We start from the raw sequence: 19,882 nt of genomic DNA, 5'->3' as shown, positions 1-19,882 counted from the left end.
AGTTATGACGATTTTAAAATCGAGTGTTAATCCACACGATCCGCAATTTCTGCAAAATCACGATAACATGGCTGCCCTTGTAAACGACTTACGTGAAAAAGTGGCCGATATCCGCTTAGGCGGTGGCCCTGCTTTAATCGAACGCCATGTTGGCCGTGGTAAGTTATTTGTACGCGATCGTATCGAAACATTATTAGATGAAGGTTCGCCGTTCTTAGAGATTTCTCAATTTGCGGCGTTTGGTGTTTACGAGCAAGCGATTCCATGTGCAGGCGTTGTTGCGGGTATTGGTCGTGTTAAAGGCGTTGAATGTATGATCATCGCCAACGATGCCACTGTTAAAGGAGGGACATATTTCCCACTAACAGTGAAAAAGCATCTGCGCGCACAAGACATTGCAGAGCGTTGCCATTTACCGTGTATTTATTTAGTTGATTCGGGCGGTGCAAACCTGCCGGAACAAGACGATGTATTCCCAGATAAACTGCATTTTGGTCGCATTTTCTATAATCAAGCACGTATGTCGGGTAAAGGCATTCCGCAAATTGCGGTGGTAATGGGCTTATGTACTGCTGGCGGCGCGTATGTGCCTGCAATGGCAGATGAAAGCATTATCGTAAAAGAACAAGGCACTATTTTCTTAGCGGGTCCACCGCTTGTAAAAGCCGCAACAGGTGAAGAAGTTAGCGCTGAAGAGCTAGGCGGTGCCGATGTGCACTGTAAAACATCGGGTGTGGCCGATCACTATGCTGAAAACGATGCACATGCACTGTCTATTGCACGTCAATGTATTGAGCGCATTAATTATCAGCGCCCTACTGCACCATTACTTGAAGACGTAAAACCTCCACGTTACGACATTAATGAGATTTACGGCATTGTTGGTACTGATCTTAAAAAGCCATTTGATGTACGTGAAGTCATTGCACGAGTGGTTGATGACTCATCATTTGATGAGTTTAAACGCTACTTTGGTGAAACCTTGGTAACGGGCTTTGCGAAAATTTTTGGTCACCCTGTTGGTATCGTTGCTAACAATGGCATTTTATTTAGTGAATCAGCTCAAAAAGGTGCGCACTTTATTCAGTTGTGCGCGCAGCGAAATATCCCTTTAGTCTTCTTACAAAATATCACCGGCTTTATGGTGGGTAAAAAGTACGAGGCAGAAGGTATCGCAAAACACGGTGCCAAAATGGTTACCGCGGTATCGTGTGCTGATGTACCCAAATTCACCGTGTTAATTGGTGGCTCTTATGGTGCGGGTAACTACGGTATGTGTGGCCGAGCGTTTGAACCAACAATGATGTGGATGTGGCCTAATGCCCGTATTTCGGTTATGGGTGGCGAGCAAGCAGCTGGCGTACTTGCTCAAGTGAAGCAAGACGGTTTAGCACGCAAAGGCGAAAGCATGACTGATGCGCAAATTAGCGAATTTAAAAAGCCAATTATCGAGCAATACGAAAAACAAGGTCATCCTTATTATGCCAGTGCACGACTGTGGGATGATGGCATTATCGACCCTGCCGATACACGAAATGTGTTAGGTCTTGCTTTAAGTGCTGCTAAAAACGCCCCAGAGCGTGATTCTCAGTTTGGCGTATTTAGAATGTAATGGAGGCCGTATGTCAGTAACACTACAAATAACAAAATCAAATGTGGCTGTCCTCGTTTTAAACCGCCCAGAAAAACACAATGCATTTAATGAGGACGTGATTAGCGAACTCATTCAGTGCATTGAGCACGCCAATAGCTGTGATGTACGTGCTTTGGTATTAAAAACACAAGGTAAGCATTTTTCTGCAGGCGCTGATTTAAATTGGATGAAATCGATGGCTGGCAATGACTTTGCAGAAAACTTCGCAGATTCAAAGCAACTCGCCAAATTAATGCATGTGCTTGCAACAAGCCCTCATCCAACGCTATGTGCCGTACAAGGGGCTGCATTTGGTGGTGCTTTAGGCCTAATAGCCTGTTGTGATATTGCTATTTGCCAAGACGATGCACAATTTTGTTTAAGCGAAGTGAAGTTAGGTTTAATTCCAGCTGTGATTAGTCCGTATGTGATCAAAGCAATTGGTGAGCGTGCTGCACGCCGTTACTTTTTAACCGCAGAAATCTTTGATGCACACACAGCGAAACAATTAGGTTTAATTCATCAAGTGACCGGTGACTTACAAACAGCATTAGACAAGCACTTGCAAAGCCTTGTTAATAATGGGCCTATTGCAGTGAAAGCAGCCAAACAGCTAATCAATGATGTTGCGGGTAAAGCCATTGATGAAACACTAATCGATTTAACAGCAGAGCGTATTGCGCGTATTCGTGTATCAGACGAAGGACAAGAAGGTCTTAGCGCATTTTTTGAAAAACGCAGCCCAAATTGGCAGAAATAGGATCCATTATGACAACAAAAACGTTGAAAAAAATTCTCGTTGCAAACCGTGGTGAAATTGCCTGCCGAGTTATGCGCACAGCAAAACAAATGGGCCTAACTACGGTTGCTGTATATTCAGATGCAGATAAACACGCGCAACATGTAAAGCTGGCCGATGAGGCTTATCACATTGGTCCTGCACCAAGCAAAGACTCATACCTAGTCGCAGATAAAATTATCGACGTTGCAAAACAAACCTCCGTTGATTGCATTCACCCCGGCTACGGTTTTTTATCTGAAAACAGTGAATTTGCCCTAGCCTGTGAGCAAAACGACATTGCATTTATTGGTCCTCCAGCATCAAGTATTGAAGCAATGGGTTCCAAAACGCGTGCAAAAGAAATTATGCACGAAGCCAATGTCCCTTTAGTGCCGGGCTATTATGGCGATAACCAAGACACTGAGTTTTTAAAAGCCGAAGCAGAAAAAATTGGCTACCCTGTCCTTATCAAAGCAGCCTTTGGCGGTGGCGGTAAAGGAATGCGTGTAGTAGAGCATGCAAAAGATTTTATCAGTGCGCTTGAAGGGGCAAAGCGTGAAGCTAAAGCCGGCTTTGGTAATGATTTAGTGCTTCTAGAGCGTTACGTTACTAAACCCCGTCATGTTGAAGTACAAGTATTTGCAGACAATCATGGCAACTGTGTTTATTTAGGCGATCGTGACTGTTCTTTACAACGTCGCCATCAAAAAGTAATTGAAGAAGCACCGGCACCGGGTTTATCTGATTCGCTACGAAAAGAAATGGGTGAAGCCGCTGTACGCTGTGCACAAGCAATTAACTATCGTGGTGCAGGTACTGTTGAGTTTTTACTGTGTGGCGATGAGTTCTTCTTCATGGAAATGAACACTCGTTTACAAGTAGAGCACCCGGTAACCGAAATGGTCACTGGCGTTGACTTAGTAAGCTGGCAAATTAATGTGGCTGCAGGTGGAAAACTGCCGCTGTCACAAGCGGATATTCAGCTGCAAGGTCATAGCTTTGAAGCACGTATTTATGCAGAAGACCCAAGCAATGACTTTATCCCGTGTTCTGGCCGTATTGATGCCCTATTCACCCCGACTGAATCAGAGTTTGTACGCATAGACACAGGCATTGCCGCTGGCGATGAAATTAGCCCGTTTTACGACCCAATGATTGCCAAGCTTATTGTTCACGATGACAACCGTGAGGCTGCGCTTGGTCGTTTATCAAAAGCACTGCAACAATTTCATTTAGCTGGATTTAGTTGTAACGTTAACTTTTTGCACAACCTTGCTAACCACCCAACGTTTCAAGCTGGTGCGCCTGATACGCACTTTATTGAAGACCAAGGTGCGCAATTAGTCGCTAAAGACGAGCAACAACATACACTCGCGACAGTAATCGCTGCATTTGCTTACATGAGTACACTAAAAGGCAATAGTGCGAGTCCATGGCAGCAATTAACTGGCTTTATGCTAAACAGCGCTGCGCTAACAAAAATCCCATTTACTGATGTTGCGGTGCAAGCTGAAAAGTGTGCCGATGGTTTTAAAATCAACCTCAACTCAGTTGACTATACAAGTTCAGGCACTGTTGAAAATGGCCTTGCTCGCTTAGTCATTAATGGTGAAAAAGTTGTCGCGCATGTTATCCAAACAGACACGCATATCACTGTAATGTATAACGCTCAGCAAACAGTGATTGAACTCATCGATAAACACTACATTAGTGAACATGAAAGTGATGCACTTCCTCTTGCGGCCCCATTAAACGGCACAGTCGTTAAACACCTTGTTGCTGTGGGTAGCGAAGTTGTTAAAGGCGATGCGGTTGTAATTATCGAAGCAATGAAAATGGAATACACGCTTAATGCTCCACATGATGGTGTATTAACCAGCTACTGTTTTGGTGAAGGTGAATTAGTGAGCCATGGCGATATGCTCGCCATAGTCGAGGAACAGGAGGCGGTATGACACAGTTCCCTGCGTGTGTACGTATTGTTGAAGTGGGTGCCCGTGATGGACTGCAAAATGAAGCAGCCGTCACCAGCCAAGATAAAATCGAACTAATTAACGCCCTAGCCAACGCGGGTCTTAACGATATTGAAGCGGGTGCATTTGTATCACCTAAATGGGTGCCGCAAATGGCTGACTCACGTGATGTGATCAACGCATTAAACTTACCTAATGTTAATTTAAGTGCGCTAACCCCTAACTTACGTGGTGCAGAAGCCGCTCATCAAGTGGGCATTAAAGAGTTTGCTATATTTACCGCAGCCAGCGAAGCATTTTGTCAAAAGAACATTAACTGCTCGATTGATGAAAGTATTGACCGCTTTAAAGAGGTCATGGACTTTGCGAAAGAAAATAATATTCGTGTTCGTGGCTATGTAAGTTGTGTAATGGGTTGCCCTTACCAAGGTGACGTTGACTACGCTGATGTATTAAAGGTGTCGCAGCGTTTATTAGACTTAGGTTGTTACGAGATTAGCCTTGGTGACACAATTGGTGTAGGAACAGCAAAAAAAGTGGACGAGTTATTAGATTTATTACTGCAACATATTGATAAGTCAAAACTCGCTGTACATTTTCACGACACCTACGGTCAAGCGCTTACAAATATTTACACCGCGCTAATGCGAGGTATTTCAACCGTTGACAGTGCCGTTGCAGGCCTTGGTGGCTGCCCTTATGCCAAAGGAGCGTCAGGAAATGTTGCCACTGAAGATGTAGTTTACTTACTGCAAGGGCTTGGCATAGAGCATGGAATTGATTTAGAAAGACTGGCGAAAGCTGGTTGGGCTATTTGTAGCGCATTAAATAAACAACCTGTCAGCAAGGTTTCACTTGCTCTAAAGAACACGCAGAATAATTAAGGAGTAGGCTCATGGCCGGTTTTGATAAAGTGGTTTCGAGTTACGAAGCTGCGATGGAAGGTTTAAAAGATGGCGATACCATTATCGCTGGTGGCTTTGGCTTGTGTGGTATTCCTGAAGGACTTATCGGCGAAATAAAGCGTAAACAAACAAAAAACTTAACGGTTGTGTCTAACAACTGTGGCGTTGACGACTTTGGTTTAGGTATTTTGCTACACGACAAGCAAATTAAAAAAATCATTGCCTCTTATGTTGGTGAAAATGCCTTATTTGAACAACAGTTACTTAATGGCGAAATTGACGTAGTACTTACGCCACAAGGTACACTTGCTGAGAAAATGCGTGCTGGTGGTGCGGGTATTCCTGCATTTTACACTGCAACTGGTTACGGCACCCCTGTTGCACAAGGCAAAGAAGTTAAAGAATTTGATGGCCGCCCATACATTCTAGAAGAATCAATTACAGGTGAGTTTGCGATTGTTAAAGCATGGAAAGCCGATCGCTATGGCAACCTCGTGTTTCGTCACACAGCCATGAACTTTAATCCAATGGCTGCAACCGCAGGTAAGATTACCGTTGCTGAGGTTGAAGAAATCGTAGAGCCGGGTGAACTGGAGCCGAGCCAAATTCACACCCCAGGCATTTATGTTAATCGTGTGATCAAGGGTAACTTTGAAAAACGCATCGAACGTGTAACGACTCGCGATTAAGGAGCATTAAAATGGCATTATCACGTGAACAAGTAGCTATGCGCGTTGCACAAGAGCTACAAGACGGTTATTACGTTAATTTAGGGATTGGTATCCCTACCCTTGTCGCTAACTATGTACCCGATGGCATAGAAGTCATGCTGCAATCTGAAAATGGTCTGTTAGGAATGGGTGCGTACCCATCTAAAGACCAAGTTGATGCAGATATGATCAACGCGGGTAAAGAAACCGTGACAGCAGCAACAGGTGCAGCAATATTTAATAGTGCAGATAGTTTTGCCATGATACGGGGTGGTCATGTAGACTTAACAGTATTAGGTGCATTTGAAGTTGACCAGAACGGAAACATCGCATCGTGGATGATCCCAAAAAAGCTGATTAAAGGCATGGGTGGCGCGATGGACCTTGTTGCTGGCGCGAAGAATATTATTGTTACGATGACGCATGCAAGTAAGCATGGCGACTCTAAGTTATTAGAAAGTTGCACTTTACCGTTAACTGGGGTTAACTGTGTAAAGAAAATCGTAACTGATTTAGCCGTACTCGAAGTCAAAGACGGCGCTTTTCATCTACTAGAGCGCGCACCAGGCGTGTCAGTAGATGAAATCATAAGCAAAACGGCAGGAAAATTGCTTATTGAAGGTGATGTCCCTGAAATGGTTTTCTAACCACTGACATCCCAATGTACCGACCTCATTCCCAGTGCCAATGGCGCTGAGTTACCCAAAATCCCTCGCAAGAGGGATTTTTTTTATCTTTTATATCCCCCTCACTGCACCAATTTGTCACACAATTAGTATAAAATGCCCTAAACTTGTGAGTAACACGTAAGGAGCACTTTACTTGTTACCAATAAATAAAAACTGCTACACTCGCCTTTTTTGCTTTTTGAGGCGAAAAACTAGATTAAACAAGCAATTAACGCTTAATTTTTAGGCGTTATCGCAAAAGTTAGCTATATTCACCCTTTAGTCTGTTAGTTTTTAAATATTGGGATAATAATTGCTTAGCTCTTAACTTCATAAAACGCGCTATTGAGAATTACTGAAATTAACTATGCAAACACCTATTCGTGGCCTACGCTCATTTTGTTTCGCTGCTCGCACACTGAGCTTTAAAGATGCAGCAAACCAACTTTATCTTACGCCATCAGCCGTAAGCCATCAGATCAAGCAATTAGAAGAGCAATTGGGGATTGAGCTATTCGAACGTCAAACTCGCTCTATTCGTTTAACCGCTGCGGGTAAGAACTTTTATGATTCAGTGTCACCTCTGATTAAAGCTCTCGAAAAAACCATTAATGAATTTAGTCAGTTACAAGAAAATATCACTATAAGCATTACTCTGCCTGAGTTTTTTGCCAGTGAATTATTAATGCCAAAGTTGAGTGAGTGGACCGCCGATCATCCAAACACTAACTTACAGCTAAACACCTTAAAAACGCGCAAAGAACTGACCAAGCAAAGTGACTTATCAATTGTATTATCGTCATCTAAGCCACACGAAGGGGTTGTACACGAATTATTTTCGTTGTCGTATACACCGGCATGTAATAAAGAAAACTGGCAAGCATGGCACGAAAACCCTTTTCAAGCCCTTAATGAAGTGCCCCTAATACTGCATAAAGCACGTCCTTGGGCATGGCACCAATGGGCTGAACATGCAGGTATTGAAGACTTCGCACCAAAACAAATTATTCAGGTTGATAGTATGTTCGGGGTTGCGCGTGCTGCACAGCAAGGGATGGGAATTGCACTTATTCCTTTGCCTATTAGTCAAACCTGGTTTGAAGAGCAATGGCTATTTAATTTTACTGATATGCCATTAAAAACCAAAGATAAATACTATTTAGTCCAGCACGAACCGAGTGAAACTAACGCACAGCTAGAGTTATTTATAAAGTGGATGATTGATACGTTTAAGCATTTAAAATAATCACTTATCTGGATGCCTGTGTATAACACAGGCATCATTCACACGGGCTCTGTCGTGAGTAATTTCATCTTTCTAGCGATTCTAACCACCCTTTTATCTCAGCCATTAATTGTGGCAACAGGCGCTCTAGTTTTTGAAGTGTGTCTTTGATTTCGAGGTTTTGCTCGCGTGCTTTTAACTCAATTTCTTCACATAATTTTCTGAGCTTATCGGCACTCACCTCACCACACATCCCTTTTAAAGCATGCGCAGTTTGATGTACTTCTGCATGATTTTGCACTGCAAACTGATCTTTTAAATCAGTGAGTTTTTTCGGCGCGTTGATCATAAATATTTGGCATATTCTTTTTAGTAAAGCCTCTTTATTAAGTAACCGTACAAGCGCTTCTTGACGATTCCATAATGACTGCGCTTCATCTACTGTGCTAACGTGTTCTTCTGTTTGCTGTTCATGATCAGATAAAATCCATTTCACAACTTTTGATAGCACATCATCGGCTTTAATTGGTTTGCTAAGATAATCATTCATACCGACTGATAAACATTTTTCTTTTTCGCCCATCATCGCACTCGCAGTCATGGCAATCACAGGCACATTAATAAAAGCGCCACCAGCCTCACCTGAACGTATTTTTTCAGACACTTGATAGCCATTTAAAGTTGGCATCTGACAATCGAGTAGTATACAGTTTACAGGCGCTCCGCTTGCTTCGCTCTGCAATAAATGTTCAATGGCTTCTTGGCCATTGTTGGCCGTGAGTATTTCAATGGGTAGCTCGTCAAGTGCCCCTTTCGCTACTTCTAAGTTAATTTTATTGTCATCGACAATAAGTACCTTACTGCCTTTAATTTGTGATAAACGTTCATTTGAAATTGCGAACTCACCATCACTGTTGTCATGTAATAACGTGTGTGTTTCGTTATCACGCAGCTCAACCCCTGCAACGCGTAATAGGGCTGTTTGTGTAAGGGGTTTACTTATTTTACTCACTTTGCCCGCTTTGCTTTTTGGTATTGAAGTATCAGACTGATGCAATAAGACAACGTGAGTGCTGCTATGTGTTTCATGCAGGTGATCTAAGCTCGTATTATTATTGATTTCTTCGTCGTCTATGATGGCAAAATCAATGTTCTCATCATCGTGTAGGTCTAATTCACTAAGCGATGAAACGCTTACGTGCCCGCCATATAAAACAACCAATTTTTCAATTATTTCTATAATATGTGCATTTTGACTACACACTAAAACATGTTTAGAGGAAAAACATCTCTGTTCTTGCTTTAAGTTTCTTTCACTTGCGCGTGCCTTAATATAAAAGCTAAATGTACTGCCTTGATTTAAAGTTGAATCTAAGTAAATTTCTCCACCCATTGCATGACATAACTGCTTACAGATCGATATTCCTAATCCCGTCCCTCCAAATTTCTCGGTAATTGCACTACTCGCTTGTTGGAATGCACCAAACAGTCGTTTTTGCGAAAGAGGATCAATGCCAATTCCTGTATCTTGTACACTAACCCTTAATTTATATTCATTATTAGCAACATGCTCCGAACTCACTTTAATTTTAATAAACCCTTTTTCAGTAAACTTAATGGCATTACTAATCAGGTTATTAATAATTTGAGTTAGTCTAAGGGGGTCTACTTCTAGCTTATCGCATGAAAGTTCTGTGGTGTCTAAGTACACATCAACCCCTTTATCGAAGGCTCTGACAACACACGAGCTCACCAAACTTTCAATCAGTAGCAGCGGGTTTATCAACTGAATATTTAAGTCGAGTTTTCCTGCCTCTATTTTCGACAAATCAAGAATATCGTTAATTAATAAGTTTAAGCTTGATGCGCTCAACTCCATCATATCAACAAGCTTGCGTGACTTATCTGTTAGCGCTTCTCGTTTCAAAATATTTAGCGTGCCAATGACACCATTTAATGATGTTCGCAGTTCATGGCTCACATTCGATATAAATGCACTTTTAACCTCGCTGTGTTTAATTGCTTCGTCTTTTGCTTCTGCAAGTGCGTGTGTACGTTTACGCACTTTGGCTTCAAGCTCAGAGTTAAGACGTTTAACTTTAATTTCAGCCTGTTTTTCTTTACTAATGTCTCTAATTATTAAAGCCAAACCACTTAGGTTACTGTGCTCAGAAAAAACAGGACTCACTGAAATAGCGTAATGCGCGATATATTCACCTTGCACGAATGAACACTCGTCCTTTATTTGAGCTCTAGAACTCTGTATTTTTTTTACATATTCATCGATTGGTAAATTAGATAGAAATTCAATTTCCTTACTCGATTTCCCTACTGCCGCTTTACTTGAAATGAGCAATAATCGCTCTGCAGTATGGTTTAAACTGGTCAGATACCCTTTTAAGTTAAGGGCAATAATTGCATCGATAGAACCATCGACAATTGCTGATGCTTCTTGTCTGGTTTCTGCGAGTAATTGGCTTCTAATCGCATTACGATAAAATGTAATTAAAAGAATTGATGTGAAAACAATCACTGCAAATAACAGACTGTAGGTGATCAAGCGTTTTTCATTGATCAAATTATCCACATATTCTTTAGGTGCAAGTAGGTTAAAATTAACAAAACCATATTTATTACTTGATCTGGTATACAACTTTTCTGAACGTACATAGAACTGTTCTTCTGTATTCGCTTTTGACTTTATTAAATAGATACCGTTGTACTTTATGTTTTCTGTGTAAACAGCCTGCCAATTTACACTGGGATTTAAATCTCTAGAAAATTGATAGCTTTCAAGTGGATGAATAATAAAATCTCCATCAGAGCCACTAATAATAAGTTGTGAGGTATCAAACACTGTTTCTTTAAGGTTATTAAGTAATGTACTGGCATTAACATTCATAATTAAAAAAGCAAAACGCTTACCGTTCTCACTGTATATTGGTATCGAAAACCGAATCATCGGTTTAAAAGGAAATTCAATTTCACCAAACTCACGATTTAAAGACAGTGGTGACATATACACTTGCTTTGGTTCAAGCAACGTACTAGGCAAGAAATAAGGCTCGCCACTTTTAGATTGTAATGAATAATCCGCAGAGGCTTCTACAGATGCGCCAACACGCTGAACACGAATAAGTTCGTTACCTTCAGCAGTCACTGCAATAACACGCACCTGTTCAACGGCGAGGTTATTTTCCATATAACCAATAAAAATAGTTTCTAATCGCTCTTTCCATTGCTGATAACTAGTGCCATCGTATGGGTCTATTCCATTGTTAAAATGGGCTCTTGGTAAGCCTGAAATTGGCGGGGTTGAATACAAAAACCGTAAATCTGATTTATATTCTGACAGTGTCGTTGTTACAATTTCTTTTAGCCTTTGATTCGTCTCGACGAACTCTTGGTCTATCGAGTCTAAAACATCTTCTTTTACTTGCCCTTCAAAAAAGCTAACGGCGATTGCTATAAAAACAACAAATACTATCGACACTAAAGCAAAGTATGGGTTCAATGAGGCTGCTTTTTTATTTTCTTTTAGTAAAATATTCACTCAGCTCCCCTTACCGTTCATCAGCTGCTTTTGTGCACCATTTCAACAAAATAGCTTTAACGCACTCATAATTAATTGGTTTTGCAATAAAGTCATTCATCCCGGCATCAATACAGCGTTGTTTGTCGGCACTTAATACATTGGCAGTTAAAGCAATGATGGGAGTGTTTTTATAGGAAGGCATCTCTCTGATCCTTAATGTCGCTTGCGGCCCATCTAAGACAGGCATTTGCATATCCATAAGAATGAGATCAAACGCCCGTGTTTCACACTGAAGAATAGCTTGCTCGCCATTATCGGCAATATTGATAGAGCTGATATTAAACTCACTCAACATCGCTTCAATAACGATTTGATTGATTTCGTTATCTTCGACAATCAGCACATTCAGCCAAGAGAAATCAATTGCTTGCTCATGGGGTTCTTGCATGCGCTGTTGTTCACTATAAACAGACTCATTCGTTCGGATAACATTGAGATCAAAATGAAAGTCTGAGCCAACACCATACTCACTTTCAACGTGCAATGAAGTCCCCATTAATTTTAATAGCTTACTAGAAATGACTAAACCGAGTCCTGTACCACCAAACCGTCGTGTAATTGAGGCATCTGCTTGTGAAAAGGCCTCAAACAAGCTATTAAGCTGTTCCTTCGCTATGCCAATTCCGGTATCTGAAACGTGGAATGTAATGCTAAATTCATCATTCGATAGCTGATGAATACTCACATTTAACGATACACTGCCTCTTTCTGTAAATTTAATTGCATTGCCAATTAAATTAATAAGCACTTGTTTAAGGCGTGTTTCATCTCCCAAAAATATAAAATTGGGGTCCTCAGGCAACACTGAAATAAACAGTTCGACTTGTTTATTATTAGCTTGCGCTTTAAATAAATGTGTTAGCTCATCGAGTAATAAGTTTAATGCTATTGGCTGTTCTTCCAGTTCAATTTTTGAGGCTTCGATTTTACTTAAATCTAAAATATCATTGATAATTACTAATAAGCTCGCACCTGAAGAGTGTATGATGGCCAACATTTTTTCTTGTTCTGCATTTAATGGTGTACGACTCAATTGACGTGCCATACCCAAAATACCGTTCATAGGCGTTCGTATTTCGTGGCTCATATTCGCCAAAAATTCTGACTTAACTTTAGTGGTATGTTCGGCGGTTTGTTTGGCATCTGATAAATCTTTACTTAAAATTCTGAAGCTATCTGCCGCTTTTGCAAGTACACCTATTTCATCTTTTCTATGTAAGTCATAAATTGGTGCTGATAAATCGCCATTAAGAAAGTGTTTAAAGCTCACCGTAAGGCGTTTAATAGACTTAGAGATCTGCAAATGGAAAAAAGCAGACAAGGCAATAATGTAAATTAACACTCCCCACGCGAGTAGCTTTAAAATACGTTCTGTTTTAGAAACTGTTTTTTCTGCTTCTTCCTTGATACGGCTTAACCTTGTTAATGATTGCTCTCTTAGTTCATTTGCTAAAGTACTAAATTCAATTGCGTCACCGGCCATTACAACATTGACTAAACTTAAATAATTGCGATTTGCTTGAATACTCCTCGCAAATGCCTGACTATAAGTATCTGCCATTTTTGAAAGTTGGTTAATTTCAGAGCGGTATTCACTTTTTTGAATATGCACAGAGGCATTTAATTTCGTCGAAATCATTCGTAAAGCATCGTTAACTGACGCTCTTTTTGCATAATCTTTTTTGGTTAAAAACAAATACGCATCTCGATGCAACGAATGCCACAGATTGAGATACTCAGAAATAAATAACTTTTCTTCAACAGTGGTTACTTTTCGCATTAAGTTATCAAGGTGTGTCGTTGCATCAGCGTAAATTCGGGGTAATTCTTTTTCTGTCAATGTTGCTCTTATTTCGTAGCGCTTGGTCAAGACCTGTAAATTCTCGCCGTACCTCTTTACTAGTTCAGACATGGCGTTGAGGTAAATTTGACTCTCATTCTCTTCATTTTTAAGCTCAACATCGCTTAGACGTGTTTTGATACTTTGAAAATTTTCGACGATTTTTTCAAACACAGCACTGCTTCCACTCCCGCCATACACAGAGATATCGCGTTGCATTTCGACTATGTCTTTATTGATCCTAAGAATACTTACAGCGTAATTACTGATTCGGCTTATATCGTTAAAAGCAACCTCTATTGTATTTAGGCGTTTATTCATAACGTAGTAACTGGCGCTCATAGCAAGTAAAATTAGCATCAACGCTAATAACATTTTTGCAGCAACAGAGCGTGAGAAAATATTCGACAAGGCAGTTCCTTAAGAATTAAGCAGTTCAAACCACTTATCTAAACTGTAATCATAATTTGGCATGACGGTATTCCAAACCGCGATATTAGAAAAGCGCTTAATGTAGCCGCCTCCATCCCTTACTTGCCCAGCTTGAACAGAGATTTTTCCATCAGTGCCCGTTAAGTCTGTCACCGCTTCTTTACCTTGATACCAGTAATTCCACTCTGGTATAGACATAAGAGGCTGACTTCGTTCTGGGTTAGAAATGTAATAGCCCTGACGCGCTATAAATGCACCGGGATAGCCTGACAACCACCAGTTCATGTAATCGTACGCTGCATCTTTTACATGCCCTTGCGTATTGGCCGATAAACACATAACCCCATGCCAAGCACGATAACCTTCTTTGGGTGAAGCATACACAACAGGGATACCTTGTCCTCTGCATGCACTTACTCCCGGTGAAAACATACTTTGAATAGTCACACGGTTAGTTTTCATAAAATCAATCGACTGTGGAACCGATGTCCAAAATCCAGCGAAGTGACCCTGCCTTTTTTTCTCGAGCAAAATTTTAAACAGCTGATCAATTTCTGTAATACTCATATTTCCTAAGTCATTGAAACTCATCAGCCCTTGGGCCTGAACAGCAAGTGCGGCGTCAAAAATACCTATGGTGGGCGCATTAACTAAGCCTACTTTCCCTTTATTTTTCTCGTCGAGCAACCATGCCCACGATTCGGTTTCATAGGGAATACCTTGCTCAATAAATTGCGTGTTATAGCCAAAGGAATCAACATTGTGAACATACGGCATATAACTGATTTTTTTGCTAGGCGTCGTACCGAGACGACCATCAGGCTGAACATACAAAAGCTTATTGGGTGAATCCCCCGCCCCTATTTTTGCTTCAGGTATTACACGCCCGGTTTTAGTTAGTGGGTTAATTTCGTTCCAATAAATAAGCCTATCAATATCTAATGGTTGGATAGCCCCAGCTTGCCACAAAATATTAATTGAATCAGACCACTGTTCGAACAAATCAAAAGAACTTGGATCCGCTGCCGCCTTTTGTAAAACAGCAGCACTGCCCATTGGAGTAAATTCGATATTAATGCCAAGCTCACGCATTGCTCGTTGACGTAACTCTTCTTGCAAGGTGACATGTGTGCCCATCACTCTCAAAGTGACAGTGTTTTTTGCAAAAACATACGGTGCTTTAAATGCCAGTGTTGAAGCAGCGACTCCCACACCCATTTTTTTTAGAAAACATCGACGGTCTTTTAAGTTAGCCATACATATTCACCTAGTAAATAAGCAACTATGAGTATAGATGAAATTTTTAACGTTAAAATCTCATTATTTCATCAATCAATTGCATGTAATTTAAAGCAATTTCTACCCGCATTTTTTGCTTCATATAATGCTTCGTCAGCTAATGAAACAAGTTCATCAAACTGTTTCATCTCTTGGTGAGAATACACAACACCCCCAATACTGACTGACACCCTATTTAAAGAAGATTCTTCGTGACGAATATTTTCGCTCGCTAGTTCATGATTAATTCGCTCGCAGACTTGCTTTACTCCATCAAAATCTGTGTAAGGCAAGAGCACAAGGAACTCTTCTCCTCCATATCGTACAACCGTGTCTTGCGGGCGTTTAACTGAACGATTTAATACCTCAGCAATCTTTTTAATACATACGTCGCCTTGTGGATGGCCATAATGGTCGTTATAACGCTTGAAATGATCGATATCTAACATCAGTAGGCTAAAAGCTCTTTTGTCACGTATAGCTTGCTTAAAAACATTAGAGACTTCTAAGTCTAGGTAATGGCGATTAAACAAACCTGTTAGAGAGTCTTTGTATGTCAATTCAACCAGCTTTTCGAGGCGAAGTTTATTCTCAATATGATTCTTCGTGCGGTGTATTAATGTTGAAGCCGTGATAGGTTTTCCAATGAAATCTGTTGCTCCGGCTTCCCAGCATGCATTTTGTGAATCGGTATCGTAGGTCGATGTAATAAAGACAATAGGTACATTTTCAAAGGCAGGATCGTCTTTTATTTGCCTACATACATTTAACCCATTGATATCAGGCAAATTCACATCTAACAAAATTAAATCAGCAGTGTTTTCTTTACAGTATTCTAAGACACTATTTCCAGCGCTAAATGGTAAAACAGTAAAGTGCTCTTCTAATATTGTTTCAAGTGTAAGTCTGATCATTTCATCATCATCAACTACGAGTATTTTACATTCTGACAATGGTGTTAGAGTTAAAGGCATATAAATTCTTCATCTTTATTATTGTTTAGTTTCGCTTTGCAGCAGCTCTTTAAGGCATAATCGCTTACTAACTTACCTTGTAACTTTTGAAAACATACTATTCATGAGAAGGTCACTTTAGTATGTTATTAATTCTGCAACTAACTGTTAGTTCAATAAGTTTTAACAGTAATTATAGTCAAAGCCCTATTTAATGCTTAACTATTTTTCATTATTTGTAGTATAAAAGAATGATGGCTATTTATTGCATGCGCCATGCACTTAAGCATAAGGTCATTACAATGAATAGATAGCTAATCCTGTCATGAAGTGGGTTTATCATCTCGTTTTTGTTTTTTACGTTGTTCGTGCTTTGCTTTAGCCACATTTTCAAATACAGGGGGGGGAATAGGAAATAGCGAAAGAAGTGGGAATATGGCCATAAATAAATATGCCCCTTTTGGCATCTTTTTAGCCCAGAGTACCAGCTTAAAGAGCAGATTAAACAATATATTTAAACAATATAGTTCCGCCACACAGTGTACTAATAACAACCCGTGCTATAGTGATTAAATCCATTTATCTTTGTATCAATAACCTTTAAAAGATAAATGAGGAAAATGCTACTTTTTTAAACGTATTTAATTATTAAACATAAAAACGAAGAGTATAATTTTTTTGATACTGCCCCCTCCTGATACAGCTTAAGCCTTGCAGCAACACTATTCTTAGCATGAGAGCCTCAGTTTTTAAGCCTTTTATTCGACTAAAGTCTATAGGTTAAATTTATTCACCTATTGGGTGTTTTTTTATCGTTTGTTCGATTTTCCTCTCTCAACTAAAGTTGAATTGTCGGTAATAAATGCCGACTCTAACAGAGGAAAAAATTATGTTTAGTACACTTATGAAACGCGTTGCACTTAGCTCTTTATTAACTTGCTCAGCGATGGCAGTGGCTGATCAGGGTGACTACAAATTAATGGTGATTGACCAATCTACAACACTTGCAGAACAAAGCAATCAATACGAATTAGCATTTAATCAGTGCGCATTGAGCGTTAAAGAAAAAGACTTTGCGGCAGCCGAAGCACTCTGCTCTAAAGCAATTAACTTGCTAACGACAAGTAAAGTCCCCGGTCATAAACGTCGTGAATTAACATCATTTGCTTTAAGTAACCGTGGCGTTGCACGTATTATGTCTGAAAACGACACAGCTGCATTATCTGATTTCTATGAAGCCGTGCAGATTTCAAGTAACGATTTGGTAGAGCACAACTTAACTCGTGCCAAACAGAACTTAGCATTATAAGTTCATCCGCATTATTTCATGAAACCCAGCTTAGGCTGGGTTTTGTCGTTTTGGAGTATCTAAATTTAAGCACTTAAATTTGAAAACTTAAATTTTAATAAGTCTTAACGTAATCCATCAGACTATCCGGGAAAATTATTAGTGCTTAAGTAAGACAATCTGTTACGAGCTGCAAACCGTTAAAGCAGAAATCAACCTTTTCGCCGTTTTAGAATTAAAACAGACACGAACGTAGGTCATTGTTGGACATTTTTGAGTTAGGACTTTTGCTCTACTATGTGAGATTAAAAATGATATTTATATAGTGAACGCCGCAATTTGGGGCGTACTAAGCTTAGCTAAATCAGCGAAGCTTTAGAAGCCCCTCCCAAACTCTGTGGGAGAGGTATGCTCAATGTTACTAGAGACAGCTGCGAGACCTAGCACACTGTCAGCTTACATGTAGGAGTACACGGTGTATGAAGAATTATCTTTTTGTATAGCTTAATTAAAGGTGTACTCCCTGATAGATTCACTGCTCTGCATGCTGAACAGTGGAATAATTAAGGTAAAACAAGCGTACCTTTCGAGCCATGTGGTTCAGAACGCAAATACTGAGGAGGCGCCTCAACCTGAGCGCCTAGTGCGACAGCAGCTTGCCACGGCCAATGCGGGTTAAAAAGCACTGAGCGACCTAACGCAATCAAATCGGCTTCACCTTGTTTCAGTACTTCTTCAGCTTGCTGTGGCTCGGTGATTAAGCCTACACCAATTATCGGTATTTTAACCTGTTGACGAATAGCACTAGCAAACGGAAGCTGATAACCTGGTTTTACATCGATGGATTGTAGCGGCGAAAGCCCTCCACTGGAAACATGCAGATAGTCACAACCCAGCTGTTCCAGTTGCTTACTAAACACAATTGATTGCTCAACATCCCAGCCGCCATCAACCCAGTCAGTTGCCGAAAGACGAACTCCAACCGGAATTGAAGAAGGTATAGCTTTGCGTACAGCTTCAAATACTTCAAGTGGAAAGCGTAAGCGATTTTCCTGCGAACCACCGTATTGATCCTGCCTTCGGTTGCTTAATGGAGAAAGAAATTGGTGAAGTAGGTACCCATGTGCCGCATGAATTTCTATTAAATCAATTCCTAAACGTACTGCACGAAGTGCGCTGTCAACAAACGCTTGTTTGATACGCGCAAGACCCGCTAAGTCGAGTGAATCTGGCGTTTCGTCTTGCTCATTGAAGCCTAACGCGGAAGGAGCAACAGTTTGCCAGCCACCTTCATCCATCGTCAATTTATGACCTCCTTGCCATGGCACATGGCAAGAAGCCTTTCGCCCAGCATGGCCAAGCTGAATACCTATACGAATGGGGGACCAAGCGCGAACATCAGACAAAACACTGTCTAATGCGGTTTCTGTCGCATCATCCCAAAGCCCTAAATCTCCCGCTGAAATACGGCCAATCGGTTCAACAGCTGTGGCCTCCAATATTAGCAATCCTGCGCCAGATGTTGCCAGCGAACCATAGTGCATGCGGTGCCAAGAACTAGCCTGTCCAGATTCTGCGGAGTATTGACACATTGGTGCGATAACTATGTGGTTTGTAAGATTGAGCTCTCCGATTTTTGCGGCACTAAATAATTGGCTCATTTTAACCTCTCAATGTTGTTTTCAGCAGAAAGTCATAGGATGGCCTTAACCCCAACTTTTATGAGAAAAATATGGAAGGCTATATCCTCCTGCTGGTACTTATTTTTGATATTTGCTTTTCAGTTTTTATTTCTGGATAGCATGAATATGAAATGTGATTACAGTGTCTATTTATCATAAGGTTAAAGTGGTCATCACATTCTACTTTTTCAAGGGCGGTCATTGTTGATTATGAATCCCCTTTGAGACAGTAGACTGGATTCCCATAGTTTACTAGCTCAAAATGGGGCAAGGGTTAGTCAAGTTAGAACAACGCTCGCGTATACGCAAACGCCCAAAGCTATTAGCTTTGGGCGTTTCTTCTAGCAAACTTAGTTACGACAAACCGAGCTTTAAAGTGTCATGTGTAGAATTGGAAAAGGTTTTTCCATATCATCAAGTGGCGAGCGCGAAACGACTTTGAAGCCCATATGCTCGTAGAAACCTACTGCCTGTGGGTTTTGTTCGTTTACATCGACTTTAGTTGCGCCTAACTGCTCTATTGCGTATTGAAGCAGCACCTTGCCAATTCCTTGCCCTCTGGCCTCGTTTAAGATGAAAAGCATTTCAACCTTAGAATCATGGATACCCACGAAGCCTAGAATAGAGCCATCATTACTTTTAACACATCTTAAAGTGACAGCAGGAAAAGCCTGCTCAATGATAATTGGTTTAAAAAACTCAATATCTTCTTCTGTTATGAAGTCATGAGTTACTCGGACTGAGTTTTCCCAAACATTCAGCATTTCTGCGTAATTTTCAGGAAGCACAATTTCTACAATCATTGTGTTTTCTCTATAGTTGACTGAAATTCATGTGTAGCCGCGAGCGTTAATTCTATCCGCAAATCATTGAGTAGTCTAATGATGTAAGCATGGCTTGTAATAAGACATATAATGAG

14 protein-coding genes are annotated in these 19,882 nt (G+C 40.6%); 8 read left to right on the top strand and 6 right to left on the bottom strand.

All coding sequences use genetic code 11. From position 1 onward, the window contains the following. Nucleotides 1-4 precede the first annotated feature (4 nt). The 7 genes from GZH31_RS07875 (at nucleotide 5) to GZH31_RS07845 (ending at nucleotide 7,916) form a co-directional block, all read left to right on the top strand. Nucleotides 5-1,612, top strand: a complete 1,608-nt coding sequence (locus tag GZH31_RS07875) for a carboxyl transferase domain-containing protein (protein ID WP_036968463.1) — start codon at nucleotides 5-7, stop codon at nucleotides 1,610-1,612. 10 nt (nucleotides 1,613-1,622) lie between these two features. After that, nucleotides 1,623-2,393, top strand: coding sequence for an enoyl-CoA hydratase/isomerase family protein (locus tag GZH31_RS07870; RefSeq protein WP_036968466.1), 771 nt, complete (start codon nucleotides 1,623-1,625; stop codon nucleotides 2,391-2,393). 8 nt (nucleotides 2,394-2,401) lie between these two features. After that, the gene (locus GZH31_RS07865; RefSeq protein WP_180311550.1) at nucleotides 2,402-4,369 is read left to right on the top strand and encodes an acetyl/propionyl/methylcrotonyl-CoA carboxylase subunit alpha; all 1,968 of its coding nucleotides are present in this window, start codon (nucleotides 2,402-2,404) and stop codon (nucleotides 4,367-4,369) included. After that, nucleotides 4,366-5,271, top strand: a complete 906-nt coding sequence (locus GZH31_RS07860) for a hydroxymethylglutaryl-CoA lyase (RefSeq protein ID WP_036968472.1) — start codon at nucleotides 4,366-4,368, stop codon at nucleotides 5,269-5,271. Before GZH31_RS07865 ends, GZH31_RS07860 begins: the two co-directional genes overlap by 4 nt. 11 nt (nucleotides 5,272-5,282) lie before the next feature. Continuing rightward, a complete protein-coding gene (locus GZH31_RS07855; protein ID WP_036968475.1) occupies nucleotides 5,283-5,981 on the top strand; it encodes a CoA transferase subunit A in 699 nt (232 codons plus the stop codon). An 11-nt stretch (nucleotides 5,982-5,992) separates the two neighbouring features. Continuing rightward, a complete protein-coding gene (locus GZH31_RS07850; RefSeq protein WP_065979908.1) occupies nucleotides 5,993-6,649 on the top strand; it encodes a 3-oxoacid CoA-transferase subunit B in 657 nt (218 codons plus the stop codon). Nucleotides 6,650-7,037: 388 nt separating this feature from the next. After that, nucleotides 7,038-7,916, top strand: a complete 879-nt coding sequence (locus tag GZH31_RS07845; protein WP_036968484.1) for a LysR family transcriptional regulator — start codon at nucleotides 7,038-7,040, stop codon at nucleotides 7,914-7,916. A 64-nt stretch (nucleotides 7,917-7,980) separates the two neighbouring features. On the opposite strand, the gene GZH31_RS07840 is transcribed toward GZH31_RS07845, so the two are convergent. The 4 genes from GZH31_RS07840 to GZH31_RS07825 form a co-directional block, all read right to left on the bottom strand. After that, nucleotides 7,981-11,448 (bottom strand): ATP-binding protein, encoded by a 3,468-nt coding sequence (locus GZH31_RS07840; RefSeq protein ID WP_180311549.1) that lies wholly within the window; start codon nucleotides 11,446-11,448, stop codon nucleotides 7,981-7,983. Nucleotides 11,449-11,458: 10 nt separating this feature from the next. Continuing rightward, nucleotides 11,459-13,741, bottom strand: a complete 2,283-nt coding sequence (locus tag GZH31_RS07835; RefSeq protein ID WP_180311548.1) for an ATP-binding protein — start codon at nucleotides 13,739-13,741, stop codon at nucleotides 11,459-11,461. A gap of 9 nt (nucleotides 13,742-13,750) precedes the next feature. Next, nucleotides 13,751-15,019, bottom strand: coding sequence for a PotD/PotF family extracellular solute-binding protein (locus tag GZH31_RS07830; RefSeq protein ID WP_180311547.1), 1,269 nt, complete (start codon nucleotides 15,017-15,019; stop codon nucleotides 13,751-13,753). Between the two features lie 71 nt (nucleotides 15,020-15,090). Next, nucleotides 15,091-16,014 carry a diguanylate cyclase gene (locus tag GZH31_RS07825; protein ID WP_180311546.1) on the bottom strand — a complete coding sequence of 308 codons (924 nt, stop codon included), beginning with the start codon at nucleotides 16,012-16,014 and terminating at the stop codon, nucleotides 15,091-15,093. A gap of 868 nt (nucleotides 16,015-16,882) precedes the next feature. On the opposite strand from GZH31_RS07825, the gene GZH31_RS07820 reads away from it, so the two are divergent. Then, complete coding sequence (locus GZH31_RS07820; RefSeq protein ID WP_180311545.1) at nucleotides 16,883-17,302, top strand: hypothetical protein; 420 nt, start codon at nucleotides 16,883-16,885, stop codon at nucleotides 17,300-17,302. Nucleotides 17,303-17,844: 542 nt separating this feature from the next. Here GZH31_RS07820 and GZH31_RS07815 read toward each other — a convergent pair. Together GZH31_RS07815 and GZH31_RS07810 are read right to left on the bottom strand one after the other, a co-directional pair. Beyond that, nucleotides 17,845-18,942, bottom strand: coding sequence for an NADH:flavin oxidoreductase/NADH oxidase (locus GZH31_RS07815; protein WP_180311544.1), 1,098 nt, complete (start codon nucleotides 18,940-18,942; stop codon nucleotides 17,845-17,847). Between the two features lie 392 nt (nucleotides 18,943-19,334). Continuing rightward, entirely contained in the window at nucleotides 19,335-19,766 is a 432-nt protein-coding gene (locus GZH31_RS07810) for a GNAT family N-acetyltransferase (RefSeq protein ID WP_180311543.1), read from the bottom strand. Between the last annotated feature and the right edge of the window lie 116 nt (nucleotides 19,767-19,882).

The sequence above is a fragment of the Pseudoalteromonas sp. JSTW genome (assembly GCF_013423925.1).
Lineage (GTDB): Bacteria > Pseudomonadota > Gammaproteobacteria > Enterobacterales > Alteromonadaceae > Pseudoalteromonas > Pseudoalteromonas lipolytica.
Note: the sequence above shows the minus strand (reverse complement) of the source record. Positions and strands in the feature narration are given on the sequence as shown.

Excerpts from the sequence above, each read along its gene's own strand:
- GZH31_RS07875 (WP_036968463.1), top strand. The coding sequence starts at position 5 with ATGACGATTTTAAAATCGAGTGTTAATCCACACGATCCGCAATTTCTG.
- GZH31_RS07870 (WP_036968466.1), top strand. The coding sequence starts at position 1,623 with ATGTCAGTAACACTACAAATAACAAAATCAAATGTGGCTGTCCTCGTT.
- GZH31_RS07865 (WP_180311550.1), top strand. The coding sequence starts at position 2,402 with ATGACAACAAAAACGTTGAAAAAAATTCTCGTTGCAAACCGTGGTGAA.
- GZH31_RS07860 (WP_036968472.1), top strand. The coding sequence starts at position 4,366 with ATGACACAGTTCCCTGCGTGTGTACGTATTGTTGAAGTGGGTGCCCGT.
- GZH31_RS07855 (WP_036968475.1), top strand. The coding sequence starts at position 5,283 with ATGGCCGGTTTTGATAAAGTGGTTTCGAGTTACGAAGCTGCGATGGAA.
- GZH31_RS07850 (WP_065979908.1), top strand. The coding sequence starts at position 5,993 with ATGGCATTATCACGTGAACAAGTAGCTATGCGCGTTGCACAAGAGCTA.
- GZH31_RS07845 (WP_036968484.1), top strand. The coding sequence starts at position 7,038 with ATGCAAACACCTATTCGTGGCCTACGCTCATTTTGTTTCGCTGCTCGC.
- GZH31_RS07830 (WP_180311547.1), bottom strand. The coding sequence starts at position 15,019 with ATGGCTAACTTAAAAGACCGTCGATGTTTTCTAAAAAAAATGGGTGTG.
- GZH31_RS07825 (WP_180311546.1), bottom strand. The coding sequence starts at position 16,014 with ATGCCTTTAACTCTAACACCATTGTCAGAATGTAAAATACTCGTAGTT.
- GZH31_RS07820 (WP_180311545.1), top strand. The coding sequence starts at position 16,883 with ATGTTTAGTACACTTATGAAACGCGTTGCACTTAGCTCTTTATTAACT.
- GZH31_RS07815 (WP_180311544.1), bottom strand. The coding sequence starts at position 18,942 with ATGAGCCAATTATTTAGTGCCGCAAAAATCGGAGAGCTCAATCTTACA.
- GZH31_RS07810 (WP_180311543.1), bottom strand. The coding sequence starts at position 19,766 with ATGATTGTAGAAATTGTGCTTCCTGAAAATTACGCAGAAATGCTGAAT.